Here is a 14,755-nt window from a genome sequence, read left to right as displayed (position 1 = left end):
TCGGGCTCACCTCCATGCCCAGGTGCGATCTGCGCTTCACCGGAACTTGTCGGACCCCGCGCGTAGCCTCGTTCGCGACCGCTCGGATCCACTCGCACGACTCCGCTCCCACAGGAAGACAGGAGGCCGTCATGGCCGAACATCAGTCCCGCACAGGCACACCCGGTTGGATCGATCTCACCAGTTCCGACACGAAACGGGCCATCGCGTTCTACACCGAACTCTTCGGCTGGCAGGCCGACACCAACGAGGACCCGCAGTACGGCGGGTACACCATCTTCAGTCACCGCGGCGCGCCGATCGCCGGTCTCGGTCCGCAGCAGCCGGGCAACCCGTACGGCGACGTGTGGACGGTCTACCTCGATTCCGACGACGCCGACGCCACCGCACGGAAGGCCGCCGAGTCGGGCGGCCAGGTTCTGATGCCCGCGATGAAGGTCGGCGACCAGGGCACCATGGCGATCCTCGCCGACGCCGCCGGCGCCGTGATCGGTGTGTGGCAGGCCGATCAGCACCACGGGTTCGGGTTCGACAGCGAACCCGGCGCGCCGGTGTGGTTCGAAACGATGTCGCGCAACTATGCCGCGTCCCTCGACTTCTACCGGGACGTGTTCGGCTGGGACGTCCAGCCGATGAGCGACTCGGGCGACTTCCGGTACTCGACCGGCAAGATCGGCGGCGACGACATTGCCGGGATCATGGACGCGTCCGGCTTTCTCCCCGAGGGTGTGCCGTCGTTCTGGCAGCTCTACATCGGTGTCGAGGACGCCGACGCGACATCGGAGGCCGTGACCCGGCTCGGCGGCACCGTCGAACGCGCGGCCGAGGACACGCCGTTCGGTCGCATGGCCACGATCGCCGATCCTCTCGGCGCACGGCTGCAGATCAACCAGGCGCCGTCGACGTAGCGGTCATCGGTGCGCCGTGACCAGGTAGTGGCGGGTCGCGGCGTCGACGATCTGCTCGGGGGTCACGTCGACCTCGCCGCGCAGCCATGCCGTCATCACCTCGGCGAGGCCCCCGACGAACAGCAGCGCGGAGACTTCGTCGTACGGCGGCTGCAACGCGCTCTCGCCCCACAGTTCCCGCGACTCCAGCGCGACGAGATGCGCGAACTGCAGCAGCAACTCGCGGCGCCGGGTCCGCAGCGGTTCTGTCGCGGCGGATTCGACGACGGCGATGCGCCCCTTGCGCGGATCGTCGGTGAGCACGGCGACGAACGCCGCGATCGCGGCTCGCGCCCGTTCCTCGGGACTGTGCTCGGTCTCGGCGAGGGCGGCGAGAGCGCGGTCGCGGATTTCGTCGGCGATCCGCTCGACGACGCAGACGAGCAGCTCGTCGCGGCCGGTGAAACTCTCGTAGAAGTACCGTTCGGTGAGCCCGGCCTCCTGGCAGATGGCGGTCATCGTCGCCTTGGGGTCCACTTCACCGCCGAAGACGGTCAGGCCCGCCTCGAGCAGTCGTTCGCGGCGTTCGGCGGCACGTTCGGCGGCGCTTCGGCCGCGATATCTGCGGGCGGGCCGGCTCGTCGTCGATTCTCCGGTTCCGGGCATGCCGATCACGCTACAGTGAAGTGACATCGAGTCCTGTCAGATCCGCCTCCGCGAGGGAGATCCACGTGACGAAGGTGCTTGCCGATCCACCTCCGGGGCTCACCGCGGTCCCCGGGGACGGCGGCCTGCCGTACGTCGGCTACAGCCTGGACTACATGCGCGACCCGATCGGGACGAACGACCGCCGCTACCGCCGATACGGGCCGGTCTCGTGGTTCCGGTTCGCAGGGAACCCGTGGGTGGTGCTGCTCGGCCCCGATGCGTGCGGCGCCGCCCTGCAGAACCGCGACCGCGCCCTGGCCAACGGGCCGGGCTGGCGGGTGCTCATCGGTCCGTTCTTCGACCGCGGCCTGATGCTGCTCGACGGCGACGAACACACCGCGCACCGGCGCATCATGCAGCAGGCGTTCACCCGCGACCGGCTGGCCGGATACACCCGATCCCTGCATCCCGCCGTCGAGACGGCGCTCGAAAACTGGTCTCCGCAAACCGATTTCCGCGCCTACCCCGCGTTGAAGGAACTCACGCTCGGGCTCGCGACATCCATCTTCATGGGCGGGGCCGAAGGCTCGTCGCACCAGGAGATGGCCGAGGTCAACAAGGCGTTCATCGGATGCGTACAAGCCGCGACCGCGATCGTGCGCTACCCGCTGCCCGGCACGCGCTGGCGACGTGGCGTCGTCGGGCGCCGACGCCTCGAGGAGTTCTTCCGTCGGTATCTGCCCGCGCGCCGGGCCGGCAACGGCGACGACCTGTTCACCGCGCTGTGCCATGTCGAATCCGAGGACGGGCAACGCTTCACGGACGACGACGTGGTCAACCACATGATCTTCCTGATGATGGCCGCGCACGACACCTCGACCATCACCCTGTCGACCGCGATGCAGTATCTCGGGCAGTTCCCGGAGTGGCAGCAGGTGTGCCGCGAGGAATCCGAAGCACTCGGCACCACCACCCCCACCCTGGACCAGCTCGAGGAGCTCACGAGCCTGGATCTGGTGATCAAGGAATGCCAGCGCCTGGTCACCCCGGTGCCCGGGATCGTGCGGCGCGCGGTCGCGGACACCGAGATCCTCGGTCACTACATTCCCCGCGGAACGCTGCTCAACGTCGGACTGCACTACACCCACCACATGCCCGAATTGTGGCCCGATCCCGAGCGATTCGATCCCGGGCGGTTCTCCCCCGAGCGCCGCGAGGATCGCGTCCACAAGTACGCGTGGTCGCCGTTCGGCGGCGGCGTACACCGTTGCCTGGGCATGTACTTCTCGAGCGCGGAGGTCAAGACGGTCCTGCACCACCTACTGCTCGGGTATCACTGGCACGTGCCCGCCGACTACGTCGCACCCATGAACTTCACGTCGCTCCCGTTCCCGTCGGACGGCCAGCCGATCGATCTGCGCCGACGTTGACCCCGCGCCGCCGCCACGGCACCGGGTAATCGGAAAACGGTCCGCCGCGCGACGCGAGGGCGTACGACGGAGACATGCCTGCAGAACCGCTCGACGAGTACTTCACCGAAACCGTGCGGTCGCTGGCGCCGGCGGTCGAGCATCGTCCCGACCGCCGGGTGAGCGACGAATTGCTGCTGCACTACTTCGACGCCCAGGCCCAGTCGCGGCACCTCGATTTCGCGGCCCGCGACCTGCAGCGGCGCGGGGAGGGTTTCTACACGATCGGTTCGGCCGGGCACGAGTCGAACGCGGCACTGGGTCTGGCCGCGCGCGTGACGGATCCGGCGCTGCTGCACTACCGCTCGGGCGGGTTCTACGCGGCCCGATCGTCACTGGTGCCCGGCAGCACCCCGATCCGGGACGTGCTGGCCGGTTGCGCCGCGTCGACGCTGGATCCCATCTCCGGTGGCCGCCACAAGGTGTTCGGGAACGCGGCCCTGAACGTGCTGCCGCAGACGTCGACGATCGCCTCGCATCTGCCGCGCGCGGTCGGGCTCGCCCTGGCGCTGGCGCGGATGCCGCGTCTGGGCATCGACTGTCCGTGGCCCGCGGATTCGGTGGTGTTGTGCAGTTTCGGGGATGCGTCGGTGAATCACTCCACGGCGGTGGGTGCGCTCAACACCGCCGCGTACCTGGCTCATCGCGGGTTGCCGTTGCCGATCCTGTTCGTCTGCGAGGACAACGGATTCGGTATCAGCGTGCGCAGTCCGGTCGGGTGGGTGGAGCGGACACTCGCGTCGTATCCGCGTGTCGGATACCGGATGGTGGACGGGGCCGATCCGGTCGACGCGCTCACCGCAGCGTCGGAAATGCTTGTGTCCGTTCGCACCTCGCGCGTGCCGGCGATCCTGCACCTGAAAGCGGTCCGCTATCTCGGGCATGCCGGATCGGATGCCGAGTCGGCCTATCGCAGCCCGGCGGAGATCACCGGTGACTACGCGCGCGACCCGTTGCTCGGCACCGCACGCGAACTCGTCGGCCGCGGGATCCTCTCCCCCGAACAGATCCTCGAGCGGTACGAGCGGTCGCGTCGGTCCGTCGGCGATGTGCTCGCCGACCTCGGAACGCCACCGAGGATGACGTCGGTCGCAGAGGTCGTGCGGCCGCTCCACACGCACGGCCACCCCCGGATCCCGGACGATCCGGGTCCGGTACCTCAGGAGCCGCTCACTCTGGCGCAGGCCGTCGGCCGCACCCTGGGCGACCTCCTCGAGCAGATGCCGCAGGTGTGCGTGTTCGGGGAGGACGTGGCCGTCAAGGGCGGTGTCTACGGGGTGACCCGCGGGCTGGCAAAACGATTCGGCCCGCTGCGCGTGTTCGACACCCTGCTCGACGAGCAGACGATTCTCGGCACCGCCCTCGGATTCGCGGTCGCCGGGCTGCTGCCCATCCCGGAGATCCAGTACCTCGCCTATCTGCACAACGCCGAGGACCAACTGCGCGGGGAAGCGGCGACGCTGAAGTTCTTCTCCGACGGCAGTTACCAGAACCCGATGGTGGTGCGCATCGCCGGCCTGGCCTATCAGCGGGGCTTCGGCGGGCACTTCCACAACGACAACTCCCTCACCGTGCTGCGCGACATCCCGGGGCTGACGGTCGCGGTGCCGAGCCGCCCCGCCCACGCCGGGGCGCTGCTGCGCACGTGCGTCGAGTTGGCCCGCAGCACCGGGCGGGTGTGCGTGTTCGTCGAACCGATCGCGCTGTATCACCAGCGGGATCTCTACGAGGACGGCGACGGCCTGTGGGCGCAGGTCCCCGATCCGGCGGCGGTGCAGCCCGGCGAGGTGCAGACCTACGGCGACGGCACCGACGCACTGCTGGTGACGTTCGGGAACGGGGTCCGCATGTGCCTGCGCGCCGCGCATCGGGCCGCCGCGCGCGGGCTCGACGTCACGGTTCTGGATCTGCAATGGATCGCCCCGCTGCCCGTCGCGGCGCTCGTCGAGCATGCCGAACGGTTTTCGCGGGTGCTGGTCGTCGACGAGACCCGCCGCAGCGGCGGGGTGTCCGAGGGGGTGGTTACCGCGTTGGCCGACGCCGGATACGAGGGCGAGGTCCGGCGGGTCACCAGCCGTGACAGCTTCGTGCCGCTGGGGCCCGCCGCGAGCGCCGTGCTGCTGTCCGAGGACGACATCGCCGGTGCGCTGTAGCGCCGGTGTGCCTTTCCGGCGGTGGGGACCGCCGGAAAGGCACACCGACGTCAGCACTCGGACAGGACCCTGGTCATCGCGTCGCGTTCCTCCGGGGTGACCCACAGCCCGTACGCGGCCTTCACCTCGATCTGACGGGACACGTAGGTGCACCGGTACGCCCGGTTCGGCGGCAGCCACGACGCGGCGTCCGAGTCCCCCTTGCCCTGGTTGGTCGGGCCGTCGACGGCCTGCAGGTTGCGCGGGTCGTTCGCGAGATTGCGGCGGGTCTGCTCGTCGAGCTGCTGGGCGCCCTTCTGCCACGCATCCGACAGCGCGACGATGTGATCGATCTGCACCGCCGCCGACGTCTCGGCACCGCGCTGGAAGAAGATCGTCCGGCCGGTGTACGGGTCGTTCAGCGTGCCGGTCCGGACCGTGCAGTCACGGGTCGCGGGCACCAGCGAGAGGTCGATCAGGTCGCGCTTGAGGATGTCGTTGCGGGTGTCGCAGCCGTTGCGCCCGAACTGGACGGTCACGTCGTCCGTCCACGCGCTTCCGAACAGCTCCCGGTCGTAGCCGGTCTTCGGGGCACGCCCCTTGACCGGCAGGGTCGCGAGCGTCGCCAGAGCCGGCGAGACCGCGGGTCCCGGAGCTGCCGCAGACGGGGCCGCGGCGGTCGGGGTCGCGGAGGGACGCCACGTCGGCGTCGCCGACGGACTCCCGCTGGGCCGCCAGGTGGAGGTGACCGGTCCCGTGGGCGTCGGGGTCCACGAGCGTGGCACCGAGGTGAGCCCCTCGGCCGTGACCGCGTCGGATTCGTCGCGCCCACCGGGAGCGAGCGCGACGAAGGCGACGACGATCAGGACCGCGAGGCCGACGATCCACAGCCATCGCCGCAGCGACGGCCGGTCGGCCTGGGACACCTACTGAGCCAGACGCGGCATCTTCACGACCTGGCCCGCGTAGGACAGGCCGGCACCGAACGCGAGGAGCAGCGCGGTGTCACCTTCCTCGACCTGACCGGTCCGCAGCATCTTCTCCATCGCGAGCGGGATCGACGCGGCGGAGGTGTTGCCGGTCTCGATGATGTCGTCCGCGACCGCGACGGTGTCCGGAAGCTCGAGCTGCTTGACGATGACGTCGTTGATGCGCAGGTTCGCCTGGTGCGGGACGAACGCGTCGAGGTCGGTGAGCGCGACCCCGGCCTTGTCGGCGATCTGCCGCGCGAACTTGCTCATCTCGAACGCGGCCCAGCGGAACACGGCGGTGCCCTCCATGATGATCCACGGGCGCTTCTGGTCCGGGTTCTGGGCGAAGTCGACCCAGTCCGGCTCCTGGCGGATCGCGTTGCCCTGCTTGCCGTCCGAACCCCACACGGTCGGTCCGATGCCGACCTCGTCGGATGCTCCGACGACCACGGCGCCGGCACCGTCACCGAAGATGAAGCGCACGGTGCGGTCGGTGGGCTCGGTGGCGTCGCTCATGCGCTCGACACCGATCACCAGCACGTGCTCGGCGGAACCGGCCCGGACCAGGTCCGAGGCGACGCCGAGGGCGTAGCAGAAACCGGCGCAGCCGGCGGCGATGTCGAGGGCGCCGGCCCCGCCGGTGCCGAGACGGTCCGCGACGATCGCCGCGCACTGCGGGGTCTGCAGCGGATAGGTCGAGCACGCCACGATGACGGTGTCGATCTGGGCCCCCGCCATGCGCGCGGCCTCGAGGGCCTTGGCGCCGGCGGACACCGCCATATCGGTGACCGATTCTTCGGGGTGAGCCTTGGCGAAACGCCGCGACTTGATGCCGGAACGCGACTGGATCCACTCGTCGCTCGAGTCGATCAGCTCGCAGATCTCCGCGTTGGTGACGACTCGCTCGGGGCGGTGCACGCCCAGCCCGAGCAATGCGGTGTTCCGCAGCGGGGCGGGACCGGCAATCTGTGCACCCATCAGGCGAACTCCTCTTCTTCGGGCACTGCGTGTCAGTGCACGACAACCTCAATACGGTAACGCGTAGCGAAATTGTGCCCGGGGTCACGGTCCTTGTGGTAGGCGCTTCCCACCTCGAATCGCAGGGGCGTGCGACCCCGATCGGCTGCGGCCCGGATCACAAGATCGACAAGTTCCGGGATTGGCTCACACTCTCGGCGCGGCAGCTGCTAGCGTCCGGCGCTGTGCATCTGTTCGGGGGAAAAATGCGAAGTTTGGTTCGATACTGCGTGACGACCGCTACGGTCACCGCGCTGACACTGACACTGGGGGCGGCGCTCGCGTCCGCCAACCCCAATGCGATCAATCCGATCCCGGGCCTGAACGGCGTGAACGGCGTGCCACAGCTCGGCGGACGGGCCCGGGCGGTCGCGCAACAGACCGGCATCCTCAGCCAGAACCGGACGCAGGACCTCAACGTCCTCGGTACCGACCTCGGCATCATGTGGGACAACGGCCGCGGCGAGATCCTCACGGCGTTCGGTGACACCGCAGGCCTCGGCCTGCCCAACCTGCTCTCGGGCAGCCTGTGGGCGTGGCGCAGCAACGTGCTGTTCCGCAGCAACGACCGCGACCTGTCCAACGGCATGGACTTCAGCAGTGCCGTGACGGACGCGTTCGGCCAGGCCAAGGAGCTGATTCCGAGCCCGAAGATCCCGTTCGTCGAGATCAGCCGGATTCCGACGGCGGGTATCGCGGTCGGTGACACCCAGTACCTCAGCGCGATGTCGGTGAAGAACTGGGGACCGGCGGGAACCTGGGAGACGAACTACTCCGGGCTGATCTTCTCGAACGACAACGGCGAGAACTGGGCTCCGGCGCCGGAGACGGTACGTCCCAGCGAGGGCGGCAACCGCAACTTCCAGATGAGCGCGTTCTTGAAGCGCGACGGCTTCGTCTACCAGTACGGCACTCCTCCGGGTCGCGGCGGTCTCGTGCACCTGGCGCGCGTCCCCGAGGCGCAGATCCGCGATCTCGGCGCCTACGAGTACTGGGACGGCGGCGCGTGGGTGCGCGACGTGAACGCGGCGCGGCCGCTCATGGGCGACGGGGTCGCCGAGCTGTCCGTGCAGTGGAACGACTATCTCGGTCAGTTCCTGATGCTCACCACCGACGCGCACAATTCCGTAGTGATGCGCCGCGCCTCGTCGGTGACGGGTCCGTGGAGCCCGCCGGAGGTCATCGTCGACACCCGCGAGCTTCCGAGCGCGTACGGCGCGTACATCCATCCGTGGTCGTCGGGTCCGGATCTGTACTTCCTGACCACCGTGCATCAGAACTACAACGTGCTGCTGATGCACACGACTCTGCACCGCTGAGGCGTCACGCGTCCTCGGTGTGGGTCTCGACGGTGCCGCTCCAGCGGTCGTTCGGGTCACCGGGTGTCCGGCCCGTCCTCGTGCCTGCCGCTTTCGGGCCGGCAGTCACGGGTCGTGCCGGCATCCGGTGCATCGGGTGGCGGGGGTTCGGCGTGCCCGGCCGATCCGACAGCGATCGAGAGGCCACCGGCAACCTTCCGGGGATCCGCTATCGAAGCACCACGCCATCGGCATCGACGGGGTAGGAGTTCACATCGAAGTCGTAGTCGCCGTGCACACCACTGAGATATCCGCCCCAGCCGACACCGCTGTTGCAGATGTGGTCACCACCGTTGAGCTGCACGTTGCATACCCGGAGCGCGGGCAACCCACCGTAGTCGTCGTTCGCACCACCGAGCGTCGGCACCCACCTCATATCGGTGGCCGCAAATCCCCCGACGCCACCCGTTCCGCCCGGATGCTTGGGGTCGCCGATCAGGACGATGCCGGCTTTGCCGCGGAACTCCTTCCCGTTCTCGGTTGCCCACTGATGTACGACGGCTGCACCACCCGAGTAACCCACGGCGTGGATGAAGTCGGCAGGACATGCCCGAGCATGAGCACGGACGAGCCGATCGAGTTCTCTCACACCGGACCGGGTATCGAACGAGTTGTACCCGACGCGCTGGTCCTCGTTGAGGAACCCCACCGAGGTGTTGTTGGTCAGGCCGCCGACGACGACGTCCCATGTGCCGACGCACGATTCCGCGGCCGGGGGCACTGTGGGCGTTGCCGAGGACACTGTCGGCGATGCCGAGGACACTGTCGGCGATGCCGAGGACACTGCGGGGGTTGCGACGGCAACACCTGCGGCGACACCCAAACCCAGGAGTGCCGCGCCTACCGCTCTCGAGGACGTGCGAATCATCTTCTGTCTTTCTGCTCGGCCACATGTATTACGGGCGTGACGATTCGGAAGCAACGCGGTCGGGAACGTGCGGGTGGGCAACGCCTCCGACATGCCGGGGGCGTTGCCCACCGCGATGCTCGGAACGGATCAGGCTCGGATGTCGTTCGAACCCGCGCCGCACGCACCGACGGACCGCAGGAAGCTCACGGGGTCGACCGGCCCACCACGATGAATGCGCAGGTGCAGATGTGGTCCTGTCGAGCTACCCGTGTTACCCGTTGCACCGATCGCCTGACCGGCGGCGACGTGAACCCCCACGCCGACCCACGTCTGGGAAAGGTGGCCCATCTGGATCTGCTCACCGGTGTCGGCTTCCAGTTGAATGTAGGTTCCGTATCCACCGGGATCGTTCGGGCCGGCCACCGAGATCCTCCCCGAGGTCGGCGCGTGCAGCACCGTACCGACCCCGACGGCGAAGTCGGTGCCGTCGTGGCCACCGTGGAACCCCTGCGACACCGGTCCATTGACCGGCCACTCCCAGGCGCATCCGTTGGATGCCTCGGACGCGGCGTGCGCACTTGCCATACCCGGAGAAAGAATCCCGCTCATTGTTGCGAGAGCAGCCGCTCCTGCAGCAATTGCGATCAAACGTCCTGCGGTAGAAACACTTTGCACCCGATGCTTGCCCATGATTGTTCCCTCGGTCGGTCGAGATGATTGGTGGTGATCTCGACCGGGGCGATGTACATCGCCGCTTACGGAGCGCAGTGACAGCTTCCGTCAATCGAGACGTACATAGCGTCTCGGTAACGACGGGAACGGGCAACGTCAGAATTACCCGGGTATATACCTATTTTCGAGGTTTCGAATGGGTTTCGCGTGTCGTCGTACCGACCGGTTGGTGACGAAACCGTATAGAACACCGGTCTATCCGCGACCGACTCAGCCCTCGCTGGAGGATAAGTATATGACGTAGGTCACATCTCTGTAACGCGGGGATCGGATGCTCTACGCTTCCATCACGGCGGGAAACACGCCGAGCATACTATGCATCCTCAACCAAACGCGTACAGAGCGAAAGTGATTGACGCGCGCCGTCACACCGGCACGCACCCGCGCCACTCGAGCGAGTCTATGTTCACCCGATCGGCAGGCGGACTCGGAGCTCGTACCGCGGCGCCCTATTGCACGTCCCGGCGAGGCCCGGCCGGAGCGGAACACCGCTCCGTCCGGGCCACTCGAAGTCACGTATGGCGCTGCTGCCGAAGAGTTTTCAACCCTCCAGGGCGCTCCGGGTGCGGGGGCGACGTCGACACCGCGACCCGTCCGGAACCGACAGCACGAAGTGATGCCCTGTGCGTCTCGGTCCCGGAGGCATGGGATCCGTTGCGGTACGCGTCATCACGCGATCGGGCGGCGTGGGCCGACCGCACCACCGCCACCCACCGTATGGCCCTTATGCGGCGATGTTTCCGGGTCGGGCAGAAGCGGAACGACACGGTTCGAAGACCGGGAATCTCTCCCCCGGTTGGGTGCACCGGAAATACACCCTCACCGGCCGATCGGGCGACACCGGAAGCGCACCGTCGATCCACGAATAGACCCACGGGCCCTCGTCGAGTTCGACGATGGCGATCACCGACGGGCACGGCGCGTCGCACACGGGGTCGGGTGCGCGGTCGGCGGTCCGGCACGACACGATCACTCCCACGCCGGCCGAGTCGACCGGCTCGAGGTCGCCGTGGCCACACGAGTGGCAGGAGACGGTCAGGGGCGGGAGCAGCACGGCGCAGTCCCGGCATTTCCAGATGACGAGTTTCCCGCCTCGCGTGGTCATGCGCCCGCGACCGGAGACAGGGGCGGTCATGCCGCGACCTCGACAGGGAACCCGCCCAGGACGGTGCGCATCGCGTTGCCGAAGTATTCCGGGTCCGAGAGCAGCCATTCGTGTCCGCCCGGGACGGTGAACACCGGCGGACTCCCCAGCAGTCGGCGCAGAGATTCGAGGCTCGCCCGCGGCACCCGACGGTCTCCGCGGCTCCACAGCAGTGAGACCGGCAGGCGTCGCTCCGCGAGCCGGGTCAGCTCAGCGGTCGGCTCCCGGCCTCGGGCCGTCCGGTCGAGGCGTCCGGCTCCGTCGCGATCGCCGTCGTCGGACACGCCATCGAGCCTCGTGCCGCCGACGGGGTTCACCAGGACGAGTCGCGTCACGCGATCCGGATGATCGTGGGCGGCCCGGATCGCCAGCGCCCCGCCGAACGAGTACCCGACGAGGGTCACGGGACCGAGTCCGGCCGCCTCGAGGAACCGGCCGAGCCAGCTCGAGCAGTCCGCCAGCATCCGCTCCTCGAGGGGGCTGCCGGGCGCTGCCGCGAACCCCGGTATCGCCGGGGCATACACGCGAGCGCTGCGGGCGAGCGTCGCCAGCGCATGCCGGTACGTCCAGGGCGTCGACCCGCATTCGGGGAGGAAGACCACCGGTGTTCCCCGCCCGAGGACCCCGCACATCTCCGCACGGGCGTCGACGTGAACGGTGGACCAGTGCATCGTCGGGTGGGAACCGTCTGCAGGGAGCATCGGCGAGCGGTGCGGGTAGTGCATCGAGTGAACCTTCGTCGAGCTGGTGAGGCCCCTCACACGATGCCGCCCGGGCTGCGGGGAGGCGACGGTCGTTATACCCGCGGGCATACCTGTTTTACCGAAAGAAGGAAACCGGTCGGTCCCGAAAACGCGGCGAACCGGACTTGCCGTCGTTCACCACCTGCATCTACACCGTCGAGCACGTAACCGGCTTGCACCCGGGTACCGCGTGGCATAGGAGAAATGCATGGACGCACAGGATTGGGACGAACGGTACGCGGCGGCGGACATGGTGTGGGGTGCTCCGCCGAATCCCGTCGTCGTCGAGTTCACCGCGGCGCTGCCACAAGGACGAGCGCTGGATCTGGCGTGCGGCGAGGGCCGGCACTCGTTGTGGCTCGCTACGCGCGGGTGGGAGGTCGACGGTGTCGACTTCTCCGGTGTCGCGCTCGAGAAGGCCCGGCGGATCGCCGCTCAGGCGCCCAAGCGCAGCCGTGATCGCCTGCGCTATATCCAGGCGGATGTGACCCAGGACGCTTTCGACGGTGAATATGACCTGATTCTCTCGGTATTCCTCCACCTCCCCGCACCACAGCGCGCGAGCCTGATCGACAATGCGATCAATTCCCTGAAACCTGATGGAATCCTCATATTTCTGGGCCACGATTCGACTAATCCCACACTCGGAACCGGAGGCCCTCGGAACCCCGAAATCCTCTACACCCCAACGGATATAGTGGACGAGATCGACGGCCGGCTGGAAATTGTCGTCGCCGAAAGGAGGGCCCGGGAAACTGATTCCGGAACTGCTGTCGATGCCCTTGTCGTCGCGCGGAAATCCGCCCTTGGCAGTTAGTTGCCTGGCGAGTAACATAGGGATGTTACCGACGAGTAATAACTTGGGCGGTACTTGACACCGCAGCTCGACCGCACCGCACTGGGAGACACAGATGGGCCATTACAAGAGCAACCTCCGCGACCTCGAGTTCAATCTGTTCGAGGTCCTGAAGATCCAGACGCTCCTCGAGGCCGGCAAGTTCGGCGATCTCGACGAGGACACCGCCCGAGGCATCCTGGCAGAGGTCAAGGCCCTCGCCGAGGGTCCGGCCGCCGAAGCCTTCGCCGACACCGATCGCAACCCCCCTGTGTTCGACCCCGAGACCCACTCCGTCTCCCTCCCCGAAGGCTTCAAGAAGGCGTTCCGGGCCTGGTGGGACGCGGGTTACTGGTCCATGGGTATCCCCGAGGAGATCGGCGGCACCGACGCGCCGCGCGCGCTGCTGTGGGCCTCCAACGAGATGATGCTCGGCGCCCAGCCGGCCGCCTTCATGTACGCCGCGGGCCCCGCCTTCGCCGGTGTCCTCTTCGAGAACGGCACCGACGAGCAGAAGAAGTGGGCGGCCACGTGCGTCGAGCGCGGCTGGGGTTCCACCATGGTTCTGACCGAGCCCGACGCGGGCTCCGACGTCGGCGCCGGCCGCACCAAGGCGATCAAGCAGGACGACGGCTCCTGGCACATCGAGGGCGTCAAGCGGTTCATCACCTCCGCCGACTCCGACGACCTGTTCGAGAACATCTTCCACCTGGTCCTGGCCCGCCCCGAGGGCGGCAAGCCGGGCACCAAGGGCCTGTCGCTGTTCTTCGTCCCGAAGTTCCACTTCGACTTCGAGAAGAACGAGCTCGGCGAGCGCAACGGCGTGTTCGTCACCAACGTCGAGCACAAGATGGGCCTGAAGGCCTCCGCGACCTGTGAGGTCACCTTCGGCGGCCACGGCGTCCCCGCCAAGGGCTGGCTCGTCGGCGAGGTCCACGACGGCATCGCCCAGATGTTCGACGTCATCGAACACGCCCGCATGATGGTCGGCACCAAGGCCATCGCCACGCTGTCCACCGGCTACCTCAACGCCCTCGACTACGCCAAGGAGCGCGTGCAGGGCGCCGACATCACGCAGATGGCGGACAAGACCGCGCCGCGCGTGACGATCACCCACCACCCCGACGTCCGCCGCTCGCTGGCGATGCAGAAGGCCTACGCCGAGGGTCTGCGCGCCGTGTACCTGTACACCGCCGCTCACCAGGACGCCGTGGTCGCCGAGCAGGTCTCCGGCGCCGACGCCGACCTCGCGCACCGCATCAACGACCTGCTGCTGCCGATCGTCAAGGGTTGCGGTTCGGAGCGCGCCTACCTGTACCTGACCGATTCGCTGCAGACCCTCGGTGGCTCGGGCTTCCTGCAGGACTACCCGATCGAGCAGTACATCCGCGACTCGAAGATCGACTCGCTGTACGAGGGCACCACCGCCATCCAGGCGCAGGACTTCTTCTTCCGCAAGATCGCCCGCGACCGCGGTGTCGCCCTGGCGCACGTCGCCGGCCAGATCAAGCAGTTCATCGACTCGGATTCGGCCGACGAGCGCCTCAAGCCCGAGCGCGCCCTGCTGGCCACCGCGCTCGAGGACGTGCAGGCCATGACCGCGACCCTCACCGGTTTCCTCATGGGCGCCCAGGAGCAGCCGACCGAGCTCTACAAGGTCGGACTCGGCTCGGTGCGCTACCTGCTCGCGTTCGGCGACCTGCTCATCGGCTGGCTGCTCCTGAAGCAGGCCGAGATCGCGCTCGCCGCGCTCGATGCCGGCGCCGACGAGAAGGACGTTCCGTTCTACGAAGGCAAGGTCGGGATCGCGTCGTTCTTCGCCAAGAACGTGCTGCCCGAGCTGACCGCGGCGCGCAGCATCATCGCCAACGTCGACACCGACATCATGGAGCTCGACGAAGCGGCGTTCTGATCGAGCCGCCCGGGCAGACGAGCCCGGAGGGTTGACACGCTGTGGCCCCCACCGGAT

Annotated in this window: 12 protein-coding genes and 1 pseudogene; 6 read left to right on the top strand and 7 right to left on the bottom strand. The window is 67.9% G+C overall.

From position 1 onward, the window contains the following. Nucleotides 1–131 precede the first annotated feature (131 nt). Nucleotides 132–908: a VOC family protein gene (locus ACWDUD_RS03695; RefSeq protein ID WP_450108354.1), complete on the top strand. Its 777-nt coding sequence runs from the start codon at nt 132–134 to the stop codon at nt 906–908. A gap of 3 nt (nt 909–911) precedes the next feature. Here ACWDUD_RS03695 and ACWDUD_RS03690 read toward each other — a convergent pair whose 3' ends face one another. Continuing rightward, nucleotides 912–1,553, bottom strand: a complete 642-nt coding sequence (locus tag ACWDUD_RS03690; protein WP_450108353.1) for a TetR/AcrR family transcriptional regulator — start codon at nt 1,551–1,553, stop codon at nt 912–914. Nucleotides 1,554–1,618: 65 nt separating this feature from the next. On the opposite strand from ACWDUD_RS03690, the gene ACWDUD_RS03685 reads away from it, so the two are divergent. Both ACWDUD_RS03685 and ACWDUD_RS03680 read left to right on the top strand, forming a co-directional pair. Further along, nucleotides 1,619–2,965, top strand: a complete 1,347-nt coding sequence (locus ACWDUD_RS03685; RefSeq protein ID WP_450108352.1) for a cytochrome P450 — start codon at nt 1,619–1,621, stop codon at nt 2,963–2,965. Between the two features lie 74 nt (nt 2,966–3,039). Further along, on the top strand, nt 3,040–5,157 hold the full coding sequence (locus tag ACWDUD_RS03680; RefSeq protein WP_450108351.1) for a thiamine pyrophosphate-dependent enzyme: 2,118 nt from the start codon (nt 3,040–3,042) through the stop codon (nt 5,155–5,157). Between the two features lie 53 nt (nt 5,158–5,210). Here ACWDUD_RS03680 and ACWDUD_RS03675 read toward each other — a convergent pair. Beyond that, nucleotides 5,211–6,038 (bottom strand): annotated as a pseudogene (locus ACWDUD_RS03675) (HNH endonuclease family protein); the annotation flags it as partial. A gap of 24 nt (nt 6,039–6,062) precedes the next feature. After that, nucleotides 6,063–7,085, bottom strand: coding sequence for a beta-ketoacyl-ACP synthase III (locus ACWDUD_RS03670; protein WP_197256395.1), 1,023 nt, complete (start codon nt 7,083–7,085; stop codon nt 6,063–6,065). Between the two features lie 245 nt (nt 7,086–7,330). On the opposite strand from ACWDUD_RS03670, the gene ACWDUD_RS03665 reads away from it, so the two are divergent. Further along, entirely contained in the window at nt 7,331–8,443 is a 1,113-nt protein-coding gene (locus ACWDUD_RS03665) for a DUF4185 domain-containing protein (protein WP_450108350.1), read from the top strand. 208 nt (nt 8,444–8,651) lie between these two features. On the opposite strand, the gene ACWDUD_RS03660 is transcribed toward ACWDUD_RS03665, so the two are convergent. The 4 genes from ACWDUD_RS03660 to ACWDUD_RS03645 all read right to left on the bottom strand — a co-directional run bounded on the left by ACWDUD_RS03660 (nt 8,652) and on the right by ACWDUD_RS03645 (nt 11,933). Beyond that, entirely contained in the window at nt 8,652–9,224 is a 573-nt protein-coding gene (locus ACWDUD_RS03660) for a cutinase family protein (RefSeq protein ID WP_450108349.1), read from the bottom strand. A 255-nt stretch (nt 9,225–9,479) separates the two neighbouring features. Then, on the bottom strand, nt 9,480–10,022 hold the full coding sequence (locus ACWDUD_RS03655) for a M23 family metallopeptidase (RefSeq protein WP_450108348.1): 543 nt from the start codon (nt 10,020–10,022) through the stop codon (nt 9,480–9,482). 766 nt (nt 10,023–10,788) lie between these two features. Continuing rightward, the gene (locus ACWDUD_RS03650; protein WP_450108347.1) at nt 10,789–11,199 is read right to left on the bottom strand and encodes a Zn-ribbon domain-containing OB-fold protein; all 411 of its coding nucleotides are present in this window, start codon (nt 11,197–11,199) and stop codon (nt 10,789–10,791) included. Then, complete coding sequence (locus ACWDUD_RS03645; protein WP_450108346.1) at nt 11,196–11,933, bottom strand: alpha/beta fold hydrolase; 738 nt, start codon at nt 11,931–11,933, stop codon at nt 11,196–11,198. Before ACWDUD_RS03645 ends, ACWDUD_RS03650 begins: the two co-directional genes overlap by 4 nt. A 226-nt stretch (nt 11,934–12,159) precedes the next feature. Here ACWDUD_RS03645 and ACWDUD_RS03640 point away from each other — a divergent pair, with 226 nt between their 5' ends. Together ACWDUD_RS03640 and ACWDUD_RS03635 are read left to right on the top strand one after the other, a co-directional pair. Further along, nucleotides 12,160–12,768: a class I SAM-dependent methyltransferase gene (locus tag ACWDUD_RS03640; RefSeq protein WP_450108345.1), complete on the top strand. Its 609-nt coding sequence runs from the start codon at nt 12,160–12,162 to the stop codon at nt 12,766–12,768. Nucleotides 12,769–12,862: 94 nt separating this feature from the next. After that, nucleotides 12,863–14,698, top strand: coding sequence for an acyl-CoA dehydrogenase (locus ACWDUD_RS03635; protein WP_450108344.1), 1,836 nt, complete (start codon nt 12,863–12,865; stop codon nt 14,696–14,698). The last annotated feature ends 57 nt before the right edge of the window (nt 14,699–14,755 follow it).

This window comes from Rhodococcus sp. NPDC003382 (assembly GCF_053589135.1).
The sequence above is the reverse complement of the archived record's forward strand: the minus strand, read 5'-3'. Positions and strand labels throughout refer to the sequence as shown.